Origin of the sequence: uncultured Luteimonas sp., from assembly GCF_947492465.1 — a bacterium.
Lineage (GTDB): Bacteria > Pseudomonadota > Gammaproteobacteria > Xanthomonadales > Xanthomonadaceae > Luteimonas.
On record NZ_CANLNF010000010.1, the window covers coordinates 1 to 19804 of the forward strand.

The following is a 19804-nucleotide window of genomic DNA, read 5'->3' on the forward strand; positions in this document are numbered from 1 at the left end:
GCAGAGCGCCTCGAAGCAGAGCGCCTCGAAGCAGAGCGCCTCGAAGCAGAGCGCCTCGAAGCAGAGCGCCTCGAAGCAGAGCGCCTCGAAGCCGACCGCCTCGAAGCCGAACGCCTCGAAGCCGAACGCCTCGAAGCCGAACGCCTCGAAGCCGACCGCCTCGAAGCCGACCGCCTCGAAGCCGAACGTCTCGAAGCCGAACGTCTCGAAGCGGAGCGTGTCGAAGCAGAGCGCCTCGAAGACGAACGTCTCGAAGCGGAGCGTGTCGAAGCAGAGAGACTCGAAGCAGAGCGCCTTCAGCCGCAGTGGTCCGGATCCGACACCGAAGAGAGCGTCGCCGGTTCCGTCGCGCAGCAGGCAATGCCCACCGCCGACGAGCCCGCGGAAGCGGAAGCGTCCGCACATCCGGCCGTGCCGGCCGGCGTCGACGCGGCCGTGGCCGCGCTGCTGGCGCGCGTCCTGGCCAGCGAGGATCCGGACGAACCGTTCGACACCTCCAGGCTGGATATCGAGTTGCTCGACATCTTCCTCGAGGAAAGCGGCGACCTGCTCGACCATTCCGACACCGCGCTCACCCAGCTGCGCGAATCGCCGGATGCGCGCGAACCGCTGATCGCCCTGCAGCGCGACCTGCATACGCTCAAGGGCGGCGCGCGCATGGCGGGCGTGTTCACCATCGGCGAGCTCGGCCACGCCATGGAGTCGCTGCTCGAGGCGGTGGTCGAACAGCGCTGCGAGCTCGACCGCACCGGCATCGGCCTTCTGGAAGGCGGCTTCGATCGCCTGCATGCGATGGTCACGCGGGTCGGGGAGCGGCGCGCGATCGCGATGCCGCAGGCGCTGATCGACGCCTTCAACGCGCTGGCCCGCGGCCGCACGCTGCTGGCCGCGGAAGACGCGACCTCCGTTGCGGCACCGGCCGCGCCGAAGCCGGAGCTGGCGCCGCTGTCGACGCCGCTTCCGGAGATCGGTGCCGACGAGGACACCGCGATCCGCGCGCCCCAGGAGCAGGTGCGCATCCGCGCCGACCTGCTCGACCGCCTGGTCACCTACGCGGGCGAAGTCGCGATCTACCGCGCCCGTCTCGAGCAGCAGCTGGGTGCGTTCCGCTCGGCGATGAACGAGATGGAGCAGACCAACACGCGCCTGCGCGACCAGCTGCGCCGCCTGGACATCGAGACCGAAGCGCAGATCATCGCCCGCTACCAGCGCGAAAGCGACGCACGCGACCTGACCTTCGACCCGCTGGAACTCGACCGCTTCTCCAACCTGCAGCAGCTTTCGCGCGCGTTGGGCGAATCCGCGGCCGACATGACCAGCCTGCAGCAGACGCTCGACGACCTGACCCGGCAGTACGAGACCCTGCTGCTGCAGCAGTCGCGGGTCAGCTCGGACCTGCAGGAAGGCCTCATGCGCACGCGCATGGTGCCGTTCGACGCACTGGTCCCGCGCCTGCGCCGGGTGCTGCGCCAGGCCGCGTCGGAAACGGGCAAGCAGGTGCAGCTCAAGCTGGACGGTTCGCAGGGCGAGCTGGACCGCAACGTGCTCGAGCGCATGACCGCGCCGCTGGAACACATGCTGCGCAACGCGGTGGCGCACGGCATCGAGTCGCCCGAGCGGCGCCGCGGCGCCGGCAAGTCCGAGGAAGGCACGGTGCGCATCGCGGTCCGCCGCGAAGGTTCCGAAGTGGTGCTGGAGATCGGCGACGACGGTTCGGGTCTGGATCGTGACGCGATCCGCCGCCGCGGCGAGGACCGCGGGCTGGTACGCGCGGGCGCCGTGCTCAGCGATGGCGACCTGGACATGCTGATCTTCGAGCCGGGCTTCTCCACGGCCGACGAGGTCAGCCGACTGGCGGGTCGCGGCGTCGGCATGGACGTGGTCGCCAGCGAGGTCCGCCAGCTCGGCGGTTCGCTCGACATCGCCACCCGCCGCGGCGAGGGCACCAGCTTCACCCTGCGCCTGCCGCAGACGCTTGCGGTCACCCAGGCGGTGTTCGTGCGCATCGGCGAAACCCAGTTCGCGGTGCCGATCGCCTCGGTACGCGGCGTGGGCCGCATCGAGCGCGGGCTGCTGGCCTCGGGCGACGCCGCCTATCCCTACGGCGGAGAAGAGTACGCGCTGCACGACCTCGGCCAGCTCGTGGGCCACGCCCCGGCGCGCGCCGAGGGCCACCTGCAGATGCCGCTGCTGCTGGTCCGCTCGGGCGAACTGCGCGCCGCGGTGGCGGTCGACGAGATCATCGGCAGCCGCGAGATCGTGGTGAAGCCGGTCGGTCCGCAGGTCGCCTCGATCCCCGGCATCTTCGGCGCCACGATCATGGGCGACGGCAGCGTCGTCGTGATCCTGGACGTCGCGCCGCTGGCCCGTCGCCACGCGGTGCTGCCGCGCGAAGCGGCGCCGGAGCCGCAGCAGGTCGAGCGCCGCCGCGTTCCGCTGGTGATGGTGGTCGACGACTCCGTGACGATGCGCAAGGTCACCGGCCGCGTGCTCGAGCGCCACAATTTCGAGGTCCTGACCGCGAAGGACGGCCTCGATGCGCTGGAGCGGATGGACGAGCGCGTACCCGACCTGATGCTGCTCGACATCGAGATGCCGCGGATGGACGGCTACGAGCTGGCCAAGCACATGAAGGCCGATCCGCGCCTGCGCGACGTGCTGATCATGATGATCACCTCGCGTACCGGCGAGAAGCACCGCCAGCGCGCGTTCGACCTGGGCGTGGACCGCTACCTCGGCAAGCCGTACCAGGAGCCCGAGCTGATGCGCAACGTGCATGAACTGCTGAAGGTCTCGCATGGCCGCGAGTGAGGTCGCGCCCCGCGTCGCCCTGCTGGCCCGGGCCGGCGATGCCTGCGAGCGCATCGCCGGTGCGTTGCGCGAGGCGGGCGCCGAGGTGGTGCTGGTGGCCGACCCGATGCAGGCCGATCCCGCGCAGGTCCGCCAGGCGCAGCCGCAGGCGGTGCTGGTGGCGCTGGAGCCGGCGATCGAGGACGCGATCGAGCGCTTCGAGGACGTACTGGCCGACCCCGGCTACATGGTCATCTTCGAAGAGGCCGAGCAGGCCGCGCAGCGCAGCGGCTGGGATGCGGCGCGCTGGCTGCGCCACCTGTCGGCCAAGCTGCATCGCCACAACGATGTGCTGCCGGCCGGCGCGGAAGTGGTCGACGACCTGCAGCTCACCGCGGAACCGATGCCGGCGCAGCCGGTCCGCGTCGATTTCGACGATGCCATCGTCGCGCTTACGGACGAGGCGCAGGATCACGCCGGCGACGTGCCCCAGGACGGGCTGGAAGGCCTGGCGGCTGCGGACGCGACGCCGGAGTGGACGCTGGACACCGTCGCCGATCCAGATGCCGGCGCGGCAACCGGATCGGCCGGTTCCGGAGAGGGCGACGCCGGTTTCGCGCATGCGGCTGCATCCGTCGGCGACGACGCGGGCCTCGAACCCGACGCGCCGCTGGAGTGGACGCCAGTCGGCGAGGTACAGGCCGACGACGTCGCCACACAGACGTCGGACGCCCTCGACGTCCTGGATTTCGAATCCCTGACCCTGTCGATCGACGAAGGCGACGCCACCGATCCCGATGGCCTCTCCTTCGACCCGGAGCGCTTCAGCCGCGCCGGACAGGCGGAGGACGCGCCGGGCGGAATCGAGGAATTCCTCGCCGCGCAGGCAGCCGGCGCACGGATTCCCGCAGAAGGCGTGGAGGACTCGACCGACAACGCGGTCGACGCGGAGGTGGCCGAGGCCGATGCCGATGCCGGTCCGGCCGCCCCGCAGGACTCCGCGCCTGCGCCGGACCGGTTCGATTTCTCCAGCCTCAGCCTGGTCGAGGACGACCACGTGCCGGTCGCGCCCGTGGCGGCGGACAAGCCCGCGCGCACGTTCGACCTGGAGACGCTGGGTGCGGGCCTGTCGCTGCTCGATGCCGACAGCTACGGCAACGGCAAGCCGCCCGGCCTGGTGCTGATCGAGGCCGGACTGGGCGGGCCGGACGCGGTGCGCCAGCTGCTGGCCGCGCTGCCGGCCGGCTTCCCCAAGGCGATCCTGATCCGGCTGCCGCTGGAAGGCGGCCGCTACGACCGGCTGGTCAAGCAGATGACGCGCGCGACCTCTGCACCGGTGGGCGTGGCCGATGCCGGCGAGCGGGCCACGGAGGGCAGCATCCATTTCGTGCCGCCGGGACTGGGCATCCGCCAAGCGGGACCGGGCTGGGCCTTCGAAGCCGGCCAACCGCTGGAGCCTGCGCTGCTGCCGGCCGACGACAGCGCGGTCGTGTTCCTGTCCGGTGCTGATGCCGCGCTGGTGCCGGCGGTGACGGGTGGTGCCTGGGCCGGCCTGGTGCTGGGCCAGACGCCGGACGAGGGTTGCTACGATCCGGCCGCCGCGCGAGCGGCGATCGAGGCCGGCGCCGCGCACGGCAGCCCGGCCGAACTGGCCGCCAGGCTGCTGGCCTGCTGGCCCGCGTCGGGCGAGCGCCCCTCCACCGATCCGAACGGGATGCCGTGATGAACATCGCCCCTGCCGACATCCGCGCCGTGCTGATCCAGACCGAAGCCGCGCGCCTGCTGTTGCCGAACGCCACCATTTCCGAAGTGCTGTCCTACGCCGAACCCGACCCGGTCGACGATGCGCCCGACTGGCTGCTGGGCACGATCCGCTGGCGCGGCTGGCGGCTGCCGCTGGTGGCCTTCGCGCCGTTCAGCGGCCACGGCCGCGAAGAGGGCGGACTCGGCCACAAGGTGGTGGTGCTCAAGACCCTCGGCGGGCAGGCGACCATGCCGTACTTCGCGCTGCTGACGCGGGGCTTCCCGCGCCTGGTGACGGTGTCGCGCGATCGCCTGTCGGCCGACGCGGACGCGGACGGCACGTCGCTCGAGCCGGGCGTGCTCGCGCATGTGCGCTTCAATGACGAAGCCGCGCTGGTGCCCGACATCGACGGCATCGAACTGGCCCTGCGCGGCGCGCTGGCCGCCTGAGGTCAGCCGCGCAGGTCGCCGTACAGCGACTGCAGGGCGGCGATCGCCGCCAGTCCGGCGGTCTCGGTCCGCAGGATCCGCGGACCCAGCCGCAAGCCTTCGAAACCGGCCGCGCGCAGATGCTCGCGGTCGCGGGGCGCCCATCCGCCTTCCGGGCCGATGGCGAATGCGATGCCGCCGGGTCCGCCGCCCGGCACCAGGCCCGCGAGGGTCGACAGCGCATGGGTTCCTGCCGGATCCAGGGTCAGCTTCAGCGCCGCATCCGCGGCCGCGTCGCCAATGCCGCCGATGTCGACCGGATCGGCCACGTCCGGCAGACGCGCCCGCCCGCACTGCGCGCAGGCCGCCGACACCACCCCGCGCCAGTGCGCGAGACGCTTGGCCAGGCGTGGGCCTTCCAGCCGCACCTCGGTGCGCTCGGCGTCCACCGGCACGATCCGGCTCACGCCCAGCTCGGTGGCCTTTTGCAGGATCAGGTCCATCTTCTCGCCGCGGGCGATGCCCTGCAGCAGGGTGATGCGCAGCGGGGATTCGTTGTCCACCGCGCGCCGCTCGAGTACCTCCACCTCGCCGCCGCGCCTGTCCGCGCTGGCGATGCGCGCGTCGTAGTCGTGCCCGTCGCCGTTGAACAGCACGCAGGCATCGCCGTCGCGCAGGCGCAGCACGCGCAGCAGGTGGGCAGCCGCCTCCTCGGGCAGGCGCAGCCGCGCGCCGGGAACGAGAGGCAGGTCGACGTGGGTCCGGGTCAGTCGCATGGGCGCGGCCCCGGAAGGTGCGGACCGGTGCGCGCCGGGTCGTTCGCCGCGGCGCGGGCCGGTCGCGGACGTGGCGCCGTCGACGGCCTCATGCGGTCGCCGCCTCGATCGCGGACCGGGTGACGTCGGCCAGCAGGTCCAGCTGCGCATCGTCGATGCAGTAGGGCGGCATCCAGTACAGCACGTCGCCGAGGGGACGCAGCAGGACGCCGCGTTCGAGCGCATGCCTGTAGGCATGCAGGCCGACGCGGCGCGTGGGGTCGAAGGGCCGGTCCCTGCGCCCGCCCTCGCACAGTTCGAAGGCGAGGATCATCCCGGTCTGGCGCACGTCGGCCACATGCGGATGCGCCGCCAGCGGCGAGGCCAGTTCGGCCATGCGCGCCGCCGTCCGGCGATTGCGGTCGAGCACGCCATCGGCGTCGAAGATGTCCAGCGAGGCCAGCGCCGCGGCGCAGGCCAGCGGATTGCCCGTGTAGCTGTGCGAATGCAGGAAGGCGCGCTCGCGCGAATCGTCGAGGAAGCCCTCGTAGATCGCCTGCGTGCACAGCACCGCCGCCAGCGGCAGGAAGCCGCCCGTCAGGCCCTTGGACAGGCACAGCAGGTCAGGCATGACGCCGGCCTGCTCGCAGGCGAACATCGTGCCGGTGCGCCCGAATCCCACCGCGATCTCGTCGGCGATCATGAAGATGCCGTGCACGTCGCACAGTTCGCGCGCCCGCCGCAGGTAGGCGGGGTGGTGCATGCGCATGCCGCCGGCGCACTGCACCAGCGGTTCGAGCACCAGCGCGCAGATCTCGCCGGCGTGTTCGTCGAGCAGGTGTGCCAGGGCGTCGGCGGCGTCTTCGGCGCAGGCCTGCGCGCCCTGGCCTTCGCGCGCGAACCAGGCGTCGGGCGAGGGCGCGAATACCGACTCCAGCAGTAGCGGCGCGTAGATGCGCCGGTACAGCGGGATGTCGCCCACAGACAGCGCGCCGATGGTCTCGCCGTGGTAGCCGTTCTGGAGCGCCACGAACTTCGTGCGGCGCGGTTCGTCGCCACGGTTGCGGAACCAGTGGAACGCCATCTTCAGCGCGACCTCGATCCCGGCCGAGCCGTTGTCTGCATAGAACACCCTGGCCAGCGGCTCGCGTCCGGCCTGGCGCGGGGCGAGCGCCAGCAGCCGCTCGGCAAGCTCCACCGCGGGCGGATGCGAACAGCCGGCCAGGATCACCTGTTCCAGCGTCCCCGCCTGGCGGGCGATGGCCGCGGCGATCCGCGGCTCGGCGTGGCCGTGCAGGTTGACCCACCAGCTGCTCACCGCATCGAGCGTGCGGCTGCCGTCGTGGCCTACCAGCCAGGCGCCGTCGCCGCGCGCGACCGGCAGCAGCGGCAGCACGTCGGGGTGCTCGCGCATCTGCGTGCAGGGATGCCAGAGCACGGCCAGGTCGCGCGAACGCCAGTGGTCGGCCTCGTCTAGAATGGGACCATCGTGATTGGACATGCCTCCATTATCGCCCCTGAGCCCTCCGGAGCGGCGTCATGAGCCGCCGCCTGCCGACGATCCACGGCATCACCGAGCATGACGCCGGTCCTTACCGCATGGAGCGGATGGACCTGGAATTCAGCAACGGCGAGCGCCGCCAGTTCGAACGCCTGCGCGGCCGCGGCCACGGCGCCGTCGCGGTGGTGCCGCTGCTCGACGACGACACCGTGCTGCTGGTGCGCGAATACGCCGCCGGCCTGCATCGCTACGAGCTGGGCCTGGTCAAGGGTCGCGTCGATGCGGGCGAGACGCCGCTGCAGGCGGCCGACCGCGAGCTGAAGGAGGAGGCCGGCTACGGCGCGCGCCGCCTCGACGTGGTGCGCACCCTGACCCTGGCCCCGGTCTACATGAGCCACGAAACCACGGTGGTGCTGGCGCGCGACCTGTATCCCGAACGCCTGCCCGGCGACGAACCCGAGGAACTCGAAGTGGTCCCGTGGCGCTTCGATGCGCTGGGCGAACTCGCCCTGCGCGAGGATTTTTCCGAGGGCCGTTCCATCGCCGCGCTGTTCGCGGCCTACCACTACATCAAGCAGGAAGCCCGTGCCTGACACCGGAAGCCCCGTGCCCGAGGCGATGCGCCAGGCCGTAATCGCGATCGCGCGCGACGCAGCGGCCGCGATCATCGACATCTACGAGAGCGGCTTCGACGTCACCCACAAGGCCGATGCGAGCCCGCTCACCCAGGCCGACCTGGCCGCGCACCACTGCATCGTCGCCGGGCTGCAGCGGCTGACGCCCGACATCCCGGTGCTGTCGGAGGAATCCGCCCACCTGGTCGATGCCGCCACCCGCCGGAGTTGGGGCCGACTGTGGCTGGTCGACCCGCTCGACGGCACGCGCGAATTCGTCAAGCGCAACGGCGAGTTCACCGTGAACATCGCCCTGATCGACGAGGGCGTTGCCGTGTTCGGCGTGATCCAGGCGCCCGTCACCGGCGTGCTGTGGCACGGCACGCCCGGGCACGGCGCGTTCCGCTGCGATGGCGATGGCGAACGCCGGATCCGCGCGCGTGCGCCGGCGAGCGCGCCGCTGAAGGTGGCGGCGAGCCGCTCGCACCGCGACGCGCGGACCGAGGCGCTGATGGCGCGGATGGGCGAGGTCGAACCGGTCGGCCTGGGATCCTCGCTCAAGTTCTGCCGGCTGGCCGAGGGCGCCATGGACGTCTATCCGCGCTTCGGACCCACCAGCGAGTGGGATACCGGCGCCGGCCAGGCCATCCTGGAAGCCGCCGGCGGCGCAGTGCTCGATCCGCAGGGCCGGCCGTTCCGCTACAACCAGCGCGCGACCGTGCTCAACGGCGATTTCATCGCGCTGGGCGACCGCTCGTTGCCGTGGCGGTCCTGGCTGGAGGCGTAGGCGCATGCCGCGGACGGGCGCTGCCTTCCCGGGACGCGTGACCCGCGCCGGATCTTCCGCGCCGCGCCGCAGTCGGCGCGCGGCATGCCACCGCCCGGAGGCGCTGCGCGTCGTCCGGGGCGATCGACGCACCCGACGGCCAGTCCCGGCCCGAACCACCATGCAAGGACATCGGCCGTGAACCAGCAGCGCGCGGTCGCCGACCTCCTCGACATCATGGCCCGCCTGCGCGATCCGGACGGCGGCTGCCCCTGGGACCTGGAGCAGGATTTCGCGAGCATCGCGCCATACACCATCGAGGAGGCCTACGAGGTCGCCGATGCGATCGATCGCGGCGACCTGCCCGCGTTGAAGGATGAGCTGGGCGACCTGCTGCTGCAGGTGGTGTTCCATGCGCGCATGGCCGAGGAGCAGGGCGCGTTCGCGTTCGGCGAAGTGGTCGCGGCGATCTGCGACAAGATGGTGCGCCGCCATCCGCACGTGTTCGGCGGCGCGCGCATCGACGACGCGCAGGCGCAGACGGCGAACTGGGAACAGATCAAGCGCGCCGAGCGCGCCGCCGCCGGCGATGCCGACAGCTCGGCGCTGGCGGGGATTTCGCGCGGCCTGCCCGAATGGCAGCGCGCGGTGAAACTGCAGGACCGCGCCGCGCGCACGGGGTTCGACTGGCCTGGCCCCGCGCCGGTGATCGACAAGCTGCACGAGGAAATCGACGAGGTCCGCGCCGAGTTCGCCGGGGTGGCCGCAGCGCCGGACGATGCCGCCGCGCAGGCGCGGCTGCAGGACGAGATCGGCGACCTGCTGTTCGTCGCGGCCAACCTCGCGCGCCACGCGCGGGTCGACGTCGGAGCGGCGCTGCGTGGCGCCAACCTCAAGTTCGAACGCCGCTTCCGGCGCATGGAATCGCTGGCGCAGGCCGATGGCCGGCGCCTGGAGGACCTGCCGCTGGACGCGCAGGAAGCGTACTGGGCGCGGGTCAAGCGCGAGGGCGGTTGAGTTCGCCTGCCGGCCCGCTCCACCCTTTCCGCACACTTGGCGCCCGCGACCGGTTTCCCCGCGATGAAGACCCTGCTGCTGTTCGCCGTGACCGCCATCGCCGAGATCCTCGGCTGCTACCTGCCGTGGCTGTGGTTGCGCAAGGGCGGCAGCGTCTGGCTGCTGCTGCCCGCGGCGCTGTGCCTGATGCTGTTCGTGTGGCTGCTCAGCCTGCACCCCACCGCGACGGGCCGGGTCTACGCGGCCTATGGCGGGGTGTACGTCAGCGTGGCGCTGGCCTGGCTGTGGTGGGTGGACGCGGTCCGGCCGACGCGCTGGGACCTGCTGGGCGCGGCGTTGTGCCTGCTAGGGATGGCCGTCATCATGTTCTCGCCCAGGCCCGCGTGACCGGAGGACGGAAATGCGCCGCTTCGCCAGCTTCCGCGAGTTCTACCCGTTCTATCTCGACGAACACGCCAACCGCACCTCGCGGCGCCTGCACTTCATCGGCAGCTGCGGCGCGATCGTACTGGTCGCGCTGGCCCTGGCCACGCGCAGTCCGTGGTGGCTGCTGGCCGCGCTGCTGTGCGGCTACGCCTTCGCCTGGGTGGGGCACTTCTTCTTCGAGAAGAACCGGCCGGCGACCTTCCGCCACCCGTTCTACTCGTTCGCCGGCGACTGGGTGATGTTCAAGGACATCCTCACCGGCAGGATCCGCTTCTAGACACGCACGCGGCGGCATGCCGGCTGCGAGCCGGACGCAGTGTCGCCCCGGCGGCGCCTTGGCGGCAGGGCGCAATGACCGCCCGAAGCGGCGACAGGCGCGAACCTCAGTCCATGAAGATCAGCCACGCAGCGACCACGATCAGGCCGAAGCCGGCCCAGTGGTTCCATCTCAGCGGTTGCTCCAGGTACCAGGCCGAGAAGCCGGCGAAGACCAGCAGGGTGATGACCTCCTGCATGCCTTTGAGCTGCGGCGCCGAATAGAACGCCGAGCCGAGCCGGTTGGCCGGCACCATCAGGCAGTATTCGAAGAAGGCGATGCCCCAGCTGACCAGGATCACCGGCAGCAGGGCCGAGGACTTGTACTTCAGGTGCCCGTACCAGGCGAAGGTCATGAACACGTTGGACCCGAGCAGCAGCAGGATCGGGACGAGGCGGTCGAAGGGCGGCATGGGAGATCCAGGCGATGGCGGGCGCGCGAAGATTCTCCGTCTTCACGGCGCTTGTACAGCCCGGCTGGCACCTTTCACAAAGCTGAAGACCACTTCGAGGAAGCAAACATGCGTGCAGGGCAGGAAACCGGCGGGCTGGTCCTGATCGTCGAGGACAACCGCAATATTTCGGAAATGGTGGGCGAATATCTGGAAGGTCGCGGCTTCGAGGTCGACTATGCCTCCGACGGCCTGGACGGCTACCGGCTGGCGGTGGAGAACAGCTACGACGTGATCGTGCTGGACCTGATGCTGCCGCGCCTGGACGGCGTGGAGGTCTGCAAGCGGCTGCGCGCCGAGGCGCGCAAGTCCACGCCCGTGCTGATGCTGACCGCGCGCGATACGCTCGACGAGAAGCTCAGCGGCCTGTCGTCCGGGGCCGACGACTACCTCACCAAGCCCTTCGCCATCCAGGAACTCGAAGCCAGGCTGCGGGCGCTGATCCGGCGCGAGCGACGGCAGGTGGGTTCGGAAGTGCTCAAGGTCGCCGACCTGGTGCTCGACCCGGCCAGCATGCGCGCCACCCGCGGCGGCACCGAGCTGCAGCTTTCGCCGATCGGCATGAAGCTGCTGACCATCCTGATGCGGGAGTCGCCGCGCGTGGTGAACCGCCAGGAGATCGAACGCGAGATCTGGGGCAACGGGCTGCCGGATTCGGATACCCTGCGCAGCCATCTCTACAACCTGCGCAAGATCATCGACAAGCCGTTCGACAAGCCGCTGCTGCATACGGTGCAGAGCGCGGGCTACCGCATCGCCGACATCGACCAGTCGCCCGCCTGACCCCTGCGGAAACACGCAATGCCGCAGGGGTTGCCCCGCAAGATCCGCTACGCGTTCGTCACCCAGGGGCTGCTGCTGGTCCTTGCGGTGGTGTTTGGCGTGAGCCTGCTCACCCTGATCACGCGCGACGCGCTGGTCCGGCAGCGCCTGACGGTGGAGGCGGACGCCTTCTGGGCCAGGCAGGGGCAGTCCGGGTCGCAACTGGGCACGCACCTGCCGTCGACCGGGACACTGGAGGGCTACTTCCGTTCCGCGCGGGAAGTGCGGACGTTGCCGCCCTACGTCGAATCGCTGCCGGAGGGCGTGAACTTCGTGTACCGCTCGCACAAGGCGGTGCTGGTGCAGCGGCGGCCCGAGGGCGTCCTCTACCTGGTGTTGCGCACCAGGTCGGTGGACAGGCTGATGGGAACTTCAGCCGCGATCATGATCCTGCTGGGCCTGCTCACCGCGCTGGTGATCACCACGCTCACGTATCGCAAGTCGCGCCGCATGGTCCTGCCGGTGAACCGGCTGGCCGAGGAGGTGGCGCGCTGGGATCCGAACCAGGGCGACCTGACATCGCCGCTGGCGGTGTCGGGCTTCGCCGAGGAACCCAGCCGCGAGGTCCAGGCCCTCGCCCACGCCCTGCATGGGCTGTCCGCGCGCGTTGCCGAGTTCGTGCAGCGCGAGCGCGACTTCACCCGCGATGCCAGCCACGAGCTGCGCACCCCGCTGACCGTGATCCGGGTGGCCAGCGACATGATGCTGTCCGATCCGTCGCTGCCGCCGCACGGCCGCCGTCCGCTGGAGCGCATCCAGCGCGCGGCGCGCGACATGGAGGCGGTGATCGACGCCTTCCTGGTGCTGGCCCGAGAAAGCGGCGTCGCGCCGGTCAGCGAGGAGCTGGACGTGTGCGAGGTGGTGCTGGACGAAGTGGAGAAGGCGCGGCCGTTGCTGTTCGGCAAGCCGGTCGACCTGCGCCTCGCGGCCGACGCGGCGCCCAAGCTGTTCGCGCCGCCGAGCGTGCTGGCCATGATCGTGCGCAACCTGATCCAGAACGCCTGCAATTTCACCGAACAGGGCAGTATCGAGGTGCGCGTGGAGGCTGACGCGGTGGTGGTGCGCGACAGCGGGATCGGCATGTCGGCCGAGACGCTGCAGCATGTCTACGATCCGTTCTTCCGCGCCGACGCCTTCAGTCCGCTGGGCAAGGGCTTCGGCCTGACCATCGCCAACCGGCTGGTCCGCCGCTTCGGCTGGCAGCTGCGGCTCGACAGCGTGGAGCACCAGGGCACGACAGCCACCCTGCGCTTTTCCCCGATCGCTCCCTCCTGAGCCGCGGCCGCATGTCAACCGGCGCCGGACCGGTGCGTTAGCCAGCTTCGACGCCAGACTGTTCCCGGACCTTTCGCATGAGCAAACCCGCGACCCGCCGTCGGCGGCCGTTTCCCCGTCTCCTCGTGGCCGCGGTGGTGGCCGCCGCGCTCGCCGCCATCGCCTGGTTCTGGTGGTCGGGCACGCGCGAGGCCGGCGACGAGTCGCCGTGGCGCACGGTGCAGGTCGAGCGCGGCGACATCCGGGTGGCGATCTCGGCCACCGGCACCCTCAGCGCGATCTCGACGGTGACCGTGGGCAGCCAGATTTCCGGCCAGGTCACCGACGTGCTGGTCGATTTCAACAGCCAGGTGCGTCAGGGCGACGTGCTGGCGCGCATCGACCCGCGCACCTACGAAGCCCAGATCGAGCAGGGCGCCGCCCAGGTCGCCAGCGCGCGCGCCTCGCTGGCGCAGGCCCAGGCGACCCTGCGCAATGCCGAACTCGACTACCGGCGCAAGGCCGACCTCGGCACCCAGAAGCTGGTCGCGCAGGCCGACATCGATCAGGCTCGCGCTGCGCTCGACCAGGCGCGCGCGCAGGTCGTCTCGACCCAGGCGCAGATCCGCCAGCAGACCGCGTCCACCGAGACCAGCCGCGTCAACCTGGAGCGCACGGTGATCCGCTCGCCGGTCGATGGGGTGGTGCTGACCCGCACCATCGAACCGGGGCAGACCGTGGCCGCCAGCCTGCAGGCGCCGGAACTGTTCACCATCGCCGAAGACCTGTCGAAGATGAAGATCGAGCTGGCCGTGGACGAGGCCGACATCGGCCAGGTCAAGCGCGGCCAGGCGGTGTCGTTCACGGCCGACGCCTTTCCGGACCGCCAGTTCCGCGGCGTGGTGGACCAGGTCCGCCTGGCCGCGACCACCACCAACAACGTGGTCACCTATCCGGTGGTGGTCAGCGTCGACAACGCCGACGGCACCCTGCTGCCCGGCCTGACCGTCAACGCCGAGATCGAGGTCAGCAACCGTAGCGACGTGCTGAAGGTGTCCAATGCCGCGCTGCGCTACAAGCCGGTCGGCGACGCCGCGCCCGCACAGGGCGGCAACGCGCGCGGCGGGGCGGGCCTGCTCGGGGAACTCGAGCGCGTGGCCGCCGGACTCGACCTGGACGCAACCCAGCGCGCCGCGTTCGACGCGGCCGTTGCCGCGCAGCGCGAGCGCGCCCAGGCGCCTCGTCCGGGGAATGGCGCGCGGCCGTCCGGTGGCGCGGGTGGGCCGCCGGGCATGTCCATGCGCGCCGGTGCGCCGGATCCGGCGATGCGCGCGCAGATCCGCCAGCGCATGCTCGAGCGCATGCAGGAGAACTTCGCCGGCTTCACCCGGACCCTCGACGAGGGGCAGCGCGCGCGCTGGAACGCCGCGCTCGCCGCGTCGCTCAATGCGACCCGCACCACCCTGTACCGGCTGGTGGACGGCCGCCGCGAGGCGGTGCAGGTCCGGGTCGGCGCCAGCGACGGCAGCAGCACCGAAGTGCGCGGTGGCGTGGACGCCGGCGACGAGATCATCACCGGCGAGCGGGCGCGGCGATGAGCGTCGCGGGCACGCCGGTGATCGAGACCCGCGCGCTGCGCAAGGTCTACGCCGAAGGCAGCGAGGCCGAAGTGGTGGCGCTGGCCGGCGTGGACCTGCGCATCGCGCGCGGCGAGTTCATCGCGATCATGGGGCCGTCGGGCTCCGGCAAGTCGACCCTGATGAACCTCATCGGCTGCCTCGACACGCCCACGTCCGGCCAGTACCTGTGCGACGGCATCGACGTGGCCACCTTGGACCGCGAACAGCTGGCCGCGCTGCGCCGCGACAAGATCGGCTTCGTGTTCCAGGGTTTCAACCTGCTGCCGCGGATGTCGGCCGAGGACAACGTCGCGATGCCGCTGGGCTACGCGCAGGTGCCGCCGGCCGAGCGCAGGCGACTGGCGCAGGAGGCGCTGGCCGCAGTCGGCCTGGCGGGGCGCACCCACCACCGCCCCAGCGAACTGTCCGGTGGCCAGCAGCAGCGCGTGGCGATCGCCCGCGCGCTGATCAACCGGCCGCCGATCCTGCTCGCCGACGAACCCACCGGCGCGCTCGATTCGAAGACCGGCGAGGAGATCCTCGCCCTGTTCAAGCGCCTGCGCGACGAGGACCACACCGTGGTCCTGATCACCCACGACGCCGACGTTGCCGCGTACGCCGACCGGACCTGCGTGATGCGCGACGGCGAACTGCATGAAGAGCCGCGTCCGGCCAGCGCCGCCGCGGCGTTCCCGGCCACGGTCCAGGATCCCGCCTCGCCATGAACTTCACCGACGTCCTGCGCACGGCGCTGTTCGCGCTGCGCGGCAACTGGATGCGCAGCGCGCTGACCTCGCTGGGCGTGATCATCGGCATCGCCTCGGTGATCGTCATGGTCTCGGTGGGGCAGGGCACCCAGGCCGAGATCGACAAGATGGTCGCGGGCCTGGGTTCGCAGCGCCTGGACATCTCGCCCAACGTCGCGCGCAGCAGTGGCGGCGTGCGCATGAGCGCCAGCAGCTTCTTCACCCTCAACCAGGACGACGTCGACGCGATCCGTGCCGAGATCCCGGAAGTGCAGTACATCTCCGGCTCGCTGCGCGGCAGCAGCCAGGTGGTGTACGCCGAGCGCAACTGGAACAGCAGCTGGCAGGGCGTGGATCCGGACTACCTGGTGATCAACGGCTGGACGGTCAGCGAGGGCCAGGGCTTCGACGAAGTCGCGGACGACAAGGCGGTGCTGATCGGCGAAACCGTGCGCCGCGAACTGTTCGGCGAGGAAAGCGGGATCGGCGAGACGATCCGCATCGGCCGCGTCCCGCTGACCGTGGCCGGCACGCTCGCCCCCAAGGGCCAGAGCAGCTGGGGCCGCGACCAGGACGAGATCGTCATGGTGCCGCTGGAAACCGCGCGGCGCCGGCTGACCGGTGCGATGGGCATGCCGCCGGGCGCGGTGATGGAGATCTCGCTGGCGGTCACCAATCCCGACGACCTGGCCTGGGTCCAGGGCGAGATCGAATCGCTGCTGCGGCAGCGCCATCGCATCGCGCCGGGCGCGGAGGACGATTTCCGGGTGCGCAACATGTCCGAGATCGTGGCCACCCGCACCGCCACCACGCGCCTGATGTCCTGGCTGCTGGGCGCCGTGGCGACGATCTCGCTGATCGTGGGCGGTATCGGCATCATGAACATCATGCTGGTCTCGGTGACCGAGCGGATCCGCGAGATCGGCCTGCGCATGGCGGTCGGTGCCGGACCCACGGACATCCGGCGCCAGTTCCTGGCAGAAGCGATGCTGCTCTCGCTCGGCGGCGGCCTGCTGGGGATCCTGGTCGGCGTCGCCGGGGCGCTGCTGGTCGGGCAGCTCAACAGCGAACTGCCAGTGGAACTCAACGGCAAGGTCATCGCCCTGGCGGCGGGCTTCTCGATCGCCACCGGCCTGTTCTTCGGCTACTACCCGGCGCGCAAGGCCAGCCAGCTGGATCCGATCGAGGCATTGCGCCAGCAGTAGGTCGTCGGGAGCGCCCGGCCGCCTGGCGTTGCGGTCAAGCTGACGTACCGCACATTTCGCGCGTTCCCTAACGCGCCGTGGCGCCGACTGCGGAGGGTTGCCGGTCGCGTGCATGGCCCCGGAGAAAAACGCCTGCGTGCCTCATGCACGCCCGGACAGGCGCCGGGAAGCGCATCGGCGGCAGGCCTGGAATGGGGCGGCTTCGCACGCCCTTCCCGCTGGCGGACAGGACGTCCCTGGCCGGTGAAAAACGCCGGAATCACGCCCCGGTATGGCAAAATTGCACGGTTGCGGCCACGGCCGCGTCGCTGAACGCTGCATGCTGTCGACTCCGTCGCAGTCCTGTTCCGGCATGGCCGGCGGCGAGGCCGGAATGTCCGGACCCCGTCCCGGGCCGGATCCGGGTGCCTCCTGATGGCCGACGAGACCGGACACCTGCCCCGACGCCCCGCCCGCATCCTGATGGCGACCCGCTGGTCGCTGCAGGGGCTGCGGGCGGCGTGGCTGCACGAGTCGTCGTTCCGGCTCGAGGTATACCTGCTCGCGCTGCTCGCCCCGCTGGCGCTGTGGCTGGGTGCGGACGGGGTCGAGCGCGCACTGCTGCTGGGCAGCTGCCTGCTGGTGCTGGCGGTGGAACTGCTCAATTCCGCCATCGAGGCGGTGATCGAACGCTACGGCCCGGAGCACCACGAACTGGCCGGGCGCGCGAAGGACATGGGATCGGCCGCGGTGTTCGTGTGCATGGTCAACGTTTTGCTGGTGTGGGGCCTGCTGCTGGGCCCGCGCTGGTTCTAGGCAACCGAAAAGAGGAAGTGCTTCGATGTTGGAGATGTTGAGCGATCCGCAGGTCTGGATCCTGTTGTTGACCCTGAGCACGATCGAGATCGTGCTGGGCATCGACAACCTGGTGTTCATCTCGATCGCGGTGAGCAAGCTGCCGCCGGAACGGCGCGAGTTCGCGCGCAAGTTCGGCATCGCGGTGGCCTGCATCACCCGTATCGGCCTGCTGCTGACCCTGGCCTGGCTGGCGAGCCTGACCTCGGACCTGTTCACGGTCATGGGCCACGGCATCTCGGTGCGCGACCTGGTGCTGATCCTGGGCGGCCTGTTCCTGCTGGTGAAGGGCGGGATGGAGATCCGCGACCTCGTCGTGGGCGAACCCGAGTCGGAGGACGTCGACGCCAAACCGAAGGTGTCGTTCGCGGGCGTGATCGCGCAGATCGCGGTCATCGACATCGTGTTCTCGCTCGACTCGGTGATCGCGGCGGTCGGCATGGCCGGCGAATACATCCCGGTGATGGTGGCGGCGATCCTGATTGCGGTAGGCGTGATGCTGCTGGCGGCGCGGCCGCTGGGCCAGTTCATCGACAACAACCCGACCATCAAGATGCTGGCGCTGGCCTTCATCCTGCTGATCGGCGCCTACCTGATCGCCGAAGGCCTGGACGCGCACATCCCGCGCGGCTACATCTACGGCGCGATGGGCTTCTCGGCGCTGGTGGAGCTGCTCAACCTGTGGGTCAAGCGCAACGCGCGCCGGCGTGGCGAGAAACCCACCACCGGCGTGGACGTTCCGCTCTGAACCGCGCCATGGCAGGCGGTGCCCGACGGCGGCGTGCGTCGGGCACAATCACCGTTTCTCGTCCGCAAGGCAGGCGGGTCCCATGATCCATCTCCACCAGATCGATCCGATCGCGTTCTCGCTCGGACCCGTGCGCGTGCACTGGTATGGGCTGATGTACCTGCTGGCCTTCGCCAGCGCGTGGTGGCTGGGCAACCGGCGGATCCGCGCCGGGCGGCTGCCGGTGGACGCCAACGCCTTCGGCGACCTGCTGTTCTACGGCATGCTCGGCGTGGTGCTGGGCGGCCGGCTGGGGTCGATCCTGTTCTACGACCTGGACGGCTACCTGGCCGATCCGCTGCGGATGCTCAAGCTCTGGGAGGGCGGGATGAGCTTCCACGGCGGCCTGCTGGGCGTTCTGGTGGGAGCCTGGTTGTGGTCGCGCAAGCACCGCCTGCACTTCTTCGACACCATGGATTTCGTCGCGCCGCTGGTGCCGGCCGGCCTGGGTTTCGGGCGGCTGGGCAACTACATCGGCGCGGAGCTGTGGGGCAAGTACACGCAGGCGGGCTGGGGCGTGGTGTTCCCGACCGATCCCAACCTCGCCGGCCGCAGCGCCGAGGTGCTGCAGGCGCAGTTCGCGTCCGGCGCGCTCGACGCCTTCGCGCGCCATCCCTCGCAGCTCTACCAGGCCTTCCTCGAGGGCCTGGTGATGTTCGTCCTGCTGTGGTGGTACTCCTCGAAGCCGCGCCCGCGCTATGCCGTGAGCGGGCTGTTCGCGCTGCTGTACGGGGTGTTCCGCTTCGCCGTGGAGTTCGTGCGCGTGCCCGACGCCGACATCGGCTACCTGGCTTTCGGCTGGCTGACGATGGGCCAGCTGCTGTCGCTGCCGCTGGTCGCGCTCGGGCTGTTCCTGCTGTGGAAGTCGCACCGTGCGCCGACCCTGCAGCCGGTGCCGGCGGGAGGCGCGCGATGAGGCAGTACCTGGAACTGCTGCGCCACGTGCTCGAGCACGGCGCGGAGAAATCCGACCGCACCGGGACCGGCACCCGCAGCGTGTTCGGCTGGCAGATGCGCTTCGACCTCGGGGAAGGCTTTCCGCTGGTCACCACCAAGAAGCTGCACCTGCGCTCGATCATCCACGAGCTGCTGTGGTTCCTGAAGGGCGACACCAACATCGCCTACCTCAAGGACAACGGCGTCGGCATCTGGGACGAATGGGCCGACGCTTCGGGCGAGCTCGGCCCGGTCTACGGCCGGCAGTGGCGCGCCTGGCCCGACGGCAACGGCGGCCATATCGACCAGATGCAGTGGCTGGTGGAGGAGATCCGGCGCAATCCCGATTCGCGCCGGCTGGTGGTCAGCGCCTGGAACGTGGCCGAGCTGCCGAAGATGGCGCTGCAGCCGTGCCATTCGCTGTTCCAGTTCTACGTGGTCGACGGCAAGCTGAGCTGCCAGCTGTACCAGCGCAGCGGCGACATCTTCCTCGGCGTGCCGTTCAACATCGCCAGCTACGCGCTGCTCACCCACATGGTGGCGCAGGCCACGGGCCTTGGGGTCGGCGATTTCGTGCACACCCTGGGCGACGCGCACCTGTACTCGAACCACTTCGAACAGGCGCGTGAACAGTTGGCGCGCGCGCCGCGCCCGCTGCCGACGCTGCGGCTGGCTCCCGGCGTCACCGACCTGTTCGGGTTCGGCTTCGACGACGTCGCCATCGAGGGCTACGACCCGCATCCGGCGATCAGGGCACCGGTGGCGGTGTGAGCGGCGAAGCCGCGGATGCGCG

20 protein-coding genes are annotated in these 19804 nt (G+C 70.6%); 17 read left to right on the forward strand and 3 right to left on the reverse strand.

Annotated features, from left to right (window positions below; translation table 11 throughout):
* The 3 genes from Q0863_RS16470 to Q0863_RS16480 all read left to right on the forward strand — a co-directional run.
* A partial coding sequence (locus tag Q0863_RS16470) for a response regulator (protein WP_298581016.1) occupies nt 1-2811 on the forward strand: 2811 nt, incomplete at its 5' end.
* Nucleotides 2798-4513, forward strand: a complete 1716-nt coding sequence (locus Q0863_RS16475; protein ID WP_298581019.1) for a chemotaxis protein CheB — start codon at nt 2798-2800, stop codon at nt 4511-4513. The genes Q0863_RS16470 and Q0863_RS16475, both read left to right, overlap by 14 nt.
* Complete coding sequence (locus tag Q0863_RS16480) at nt 4513-4983, forward strand: chemotaxis protein CheW (RefSeq protein ID WP_298581022.1); 471 nt, start codon at nt 4513-4515, stop codon at nt 4981-4983. Before Q0863_RS16475 ends, Q0863_RS16480 begins: the two co-directional genes overlap by 1 nt.
* A gap of 2 nt (nt 4984-4985) precedes the next feature.
* Here the strand turns inward: Q0863_RS16480 and Q0863_RS16485 are convergent, their stop codons facing one another.
* Both Q0863_RS16485 and bioA read right to left on the reverse strand, forming a co-directional pair.
* On the reverse strand, nt 4986-5738 hold the full coding sequence (locus tag Q0863_RS16485; RefSeq protein ID WP_298581025.1) for a 16S rRNA (uracil(1498)-N(3))-methyltransferase: 753 nt from the start codon (nt 5736-5738) through the stop codon (nt 4986-4988).
* Between the two features lie 88 nt (nt 5739-5826).
* On the reverse strand, nt 5827-7218 hold the full coding sequence (gene bioA, locus Q0863_RS16490; protein ID WP_298581028.1) for an adenosylmethionine--8-amino-7-oxononanoate transaminase: 1392 nt from the start codon (nt 7216-7218) through the stop codon (nt 5827-5829).
* Between the two features lie 38 nt (nt 7219-7256).
* Between bioA and nudE the strand changes: the two genes are divergently transcribed.
* From nudE to Q0863_RS16515, 5 genes are all read left to right on the forward strand, one after another.
* The gene (gene nudE, locus Q0863_RS16495) at nt 7257-7811 is read left to right on the forward strand and encodes an ADP compounds hydrolase NudE (protein ID WP_298581031.1); all 555 of its coding nucleotides are present in this window, start codon (nt 7257-7259) and stop codon (nt 7809-7811) included.
* Between the two features lie 25 nt (nt 7812-7836).
* Nucleotides 7837-8619 (forward strand): 3'(2'),5'-bisphosphate nucleotidase CysQ, encoded by a 783-nt coding sequence (gene cysQ, locus Q0863_RS16500; protein ID WP_298581201.1) that lies wholly within the window; start codon nt 7837-7839, stop codon nt 8617-8619.
* Between the two features lie 216 nt (nt 8620-8835).
* Nucleotides 8836-9615, forward strand: a complete 780-nt coding sequence (gene mazG, locus Q0863_RS16505) for a nucleoside triphosphate pyrophosphohydrolase (RefSeq protein ID WP_298581203.1) — start codon at nt 8836-8838, stop codon at nt 9613-9615.
* A 63-nt stretch (nt 9616-9678) separates the two neighbouring features.
* Complete coding sequence (locus Q0863_RS16510) at nt 9679-10002, forward strand: YnfA family protein (protein ID WP_298581033.1); 324 nt, start codon at nt 9679-9681, stop codon at nt 10000-10002.
* A 13-nt stretch (nt 10003-10015) separates the two neighbouring features.
* Nucleotides 10016-10318: a DUF962 domain-containing protein gene (locus Q0863_RS16515; RefSeq protein WP_298581036.1), complete on the forward strand. Its 303-nt coding sequence runs from the start codon at nt 10016-10018 to the stop codon at nt 10316-10318.
* Nucleotides 10319-10424: 106 nt separating this feature from the next.
* Here Q0863_RS16515 and Q0863_RS16520 read toward each other — a convergent pair whose 3' ends face one another.
* A complete protein-coding gene (locus Q0863_RS16520; protein WP_298581039.1) occupies nt 10425-10769 on the reverse strand; it encodes a DMT family protein in 345 nt (114 codons plus the stop codon).
* 108 nt (nt 10770-10877) lie between these two features.
* Between Q0863_RS16520 and Q0863_RS16525 the strand changes: the two genes are divergently transcribed.
* From Q0863_RS16525 to Q0863_RS16565, 9 genes are all read left to right on the forward strand, one after another.
* Complete coding sequence (locus tag Q0863_RS16525; protein ID WP_298581041.1) at nt 10878-11591, forward strand: response regulator transcription factor; 714 nt, start codon at nt 10878-10880, stop codon at nt 11589-11591.
* An 18-nt stretch (nt 11592-11609) separates the two neighbouring features.
* Nucleotides 11610-12905, forward strand: a complete 1296-nt coding sequence (locus tag Q0863_RS16530; protein ID WP_298581043.1) for a HAMP domain-containing sensor histidine kinase — start codon at nt 11610-11612, stop codon at nt 12903-12905.
* 77 nt (nt 12906-12982) lie between these two features.
* Nucleotides 12983-14482: an efflux RND transporter periplasmic adaptor subunit gene (locus Q0863_RS16535; RefSeq protein ID WP_298581046.1), complete on the forward strand. Its 1500-nt coding sequence runs from the start codon at nt 12983-12985 to the stop codon at nt 14480-14482.
* Entirely contained in the window at nt 14479-15228 is a 750-nt protein-coding gene (locus Q0863_RS16540) for an ABC transporter ATP-binding protein (RefSeq protein WP_298581049.1), read from the forward strand. The genes Q0863_RS16535 and Q0863_RS16540 overlap by 4 nt, the downstream gene beginning before the upstream one ends.
* Nucleotides 15225-16454, forward strand: a complete 1230-nt coding sequence (locus Q0863_RS16545; RefSeq protein WP_298581052.1) for an ABC transporter permease — start codon at nt 15225-15227, stop codon at nt 16452-16454. Before Q0863_RS16540 ends, Q0863_RS16545 begins: the two co-directional genes overlap by 4 nt.
* A gap of 414 nt (nt 16455-16868) precedes the next feature.
* Nucleotides 16869-17249 carry a diacylglycerol kinase gene (locus tag Q0863_RS16550; protein ID WP_298581054.1) on the forward strand — a complete coding sequence of 127 codons (381 nt, stop codon included), beginning with the start codon at nt 16869-16871 and terminating at the stop codon, nt 17247-17249.
* Between the two features lie 25 nt (nt 17250-17274).
* Nucleotides 17275-18036: a TerC family protein gene (locus tag Q0863_RS16555; RefSeq protein WP_298581056.1), complete on the forward strand. Its 762-nt coding sequence runs from the start codon at nt 17275-17277 to the stop codon at nt 18034-18036.
* Between the two features lie 82 nt (nt 18037-18118).
* A complete protein-coding gene (lgt, locus tag Q0863_RS16560) occupies nt 18119-18991 on the forward strand; it encodes a prolipoprotein diacylglyceryl transferase (RefSeq protein WP_298581058.1) in 873 nt (290 codons plus the stop codon).
* Entirely contained in the window at nt 18988-19782 is a 795-nt protein-coding gene (locus Q0863_RS16565) for a thymidylate synthase (protein WP_298581059.1), read from the forward strand. The genes lgt and Q0863_RS16565 overlap by 4 nt, the downstream gene beginning before the upstream one ends.
* The last annotated feature ends 22 nt before the right edge of the window (nt 19783-19804 follow it).

Excerpts from the sequence above, each read along its gene's own strand:
- Q0863_RS16475 (WP_298581019.1), top strand. The coding sequence starts at position 2,798 with ATGGCCGCGAGTGAGGTCGCGCCCCGCGTCGCCCTGCTGGCCCGGGCC.
- Q0863_RS16480 (WP_298581022.1), top strand. The coding sequence starts at position 4,513 with ATGAACATCGCCCCTGCCGACATCCGCGCCGTGCTGATCCAGACCGAA.
- Q0863_RS16485 (WP_298581025.1), bottom strand. The coding sequence starts at position 5,738 with ATGCGACTGACCCGGACCCACGTCGACCTGCCTCTCGTTCCCGGCGCG.
- bioA (WP_298581028.1), bottom strand. The coding sequence starts at position 7,218 with ATGTCCAATCACGATGGTCCCATTCTAGACGAGGCCGACCACTGGCGT.
- nudE (WP_298581031.1), top strand. The coding sequence starts at position 7,257 with ATGAGCCGCCGCCTGCCGACGATCCACGGCATCACCGAGCATGACGCC.
- cysQ (WP_298581201.1), top strand. The coding sequence starts at position 7,837 with ATGCGCCAGGCCGTAATCGCGATCGCGCGCGACGCAGCGGCCGCGATC.
- mazG (WP_298581203.1), top strand. The coding sequence starts at position 8,836 with ATGGCCCGCCTGCGCGATCCGGACGGCGGCTGCCCCTGGGACCTGGAG.
- Q0863_RS16510 (WP_298581033.1), top strand. The coding sequence starts at position 9,679 with ATGAAGACCCTGCTGCTGTTCGCCGTGACCGCCATCGCCGAGATCCTC.
- Q0863_RS16515 (WP_298581036.1), top strand. The coding sequence starts at position 10,016 with ATGCGCCGCTTCGCCAGCTTCCGCGAGTTCTACCCGTTCTATCTCGAC.
- Q0863_RS16520 (WP_298581039.1), bottom strand. The coding sequence starts at position 10,769 with ATGCCGCCCTTCGACCGCCTCGTCCCGATCCTGCTGCTGCTCGGGTCC.
- Q0863_RS16525 (WP_298581041.1), top strand. The coding sequence starts at position 10,878 with ATGCGTGCAGGGCAGGAAACCGGCGGGCTGGTCCTGATCGTCGAGGAC.
- Q0863_RS16530 (WP_298581043.1), top strand. The coding sequence starts at position 11,610 with ATGCCGCAGGGGTTGCCCCGCAAGATCCGCTACGCGTTCGTCACCCAG.
- Q0863_RS16535 (WP_298581046.1), top strand. The coding sequence starts at position 12,983 with ATGAGCAAACCCGCGACCCGCCGTCGGCGGCCGTTTCCCCGTCTCCTC.
- Q0863_RS16540 (WP_298581049.1), top strand. The coding sequence starts at position 14,479 with ATGAGCGTCGCGGGCACGCCGGTGATCGAGACCCGCGCGCTGCGCAAG.
- Q0863_RS16545 (WP_298581052.1), top strand. The coding sequence starts at position 15,225 with ATGAACTTCACCGACGTCCTGCGCACGGCGCTGTTCGCGCTGCGCGGC.
- Q0863_RS16550 (WP_298581054.1), top strand. The coding sequence starts at position 16,869 with ATGGCCGACGAGACCGGACACCTGCCCCGACGCCCCGCCCGCATCCTG.
- Q0863_RS16555 (WP_298581056.1), top strand. The coding sequence starts at position 17,275 with ATGTTGGAGATGTTGAGCGATCCGCAGGTCTGGATCCTGTTGTTGACC.
- lgt (WP_298581058.1), top strand. The coding sequence starts at position 18,119 with ATGATCCATCTCCACCAGATCGATCCGATCGCGTTCTCGCTCGGACCC.
- Q0863_RS16565 (WP_298581059.1), top strand. The coding sequence starts at position 18,988 with ATGAGGCAGTACCTGGAACTGCTGCGCCACGTGCTCGAGCACGGCGCG.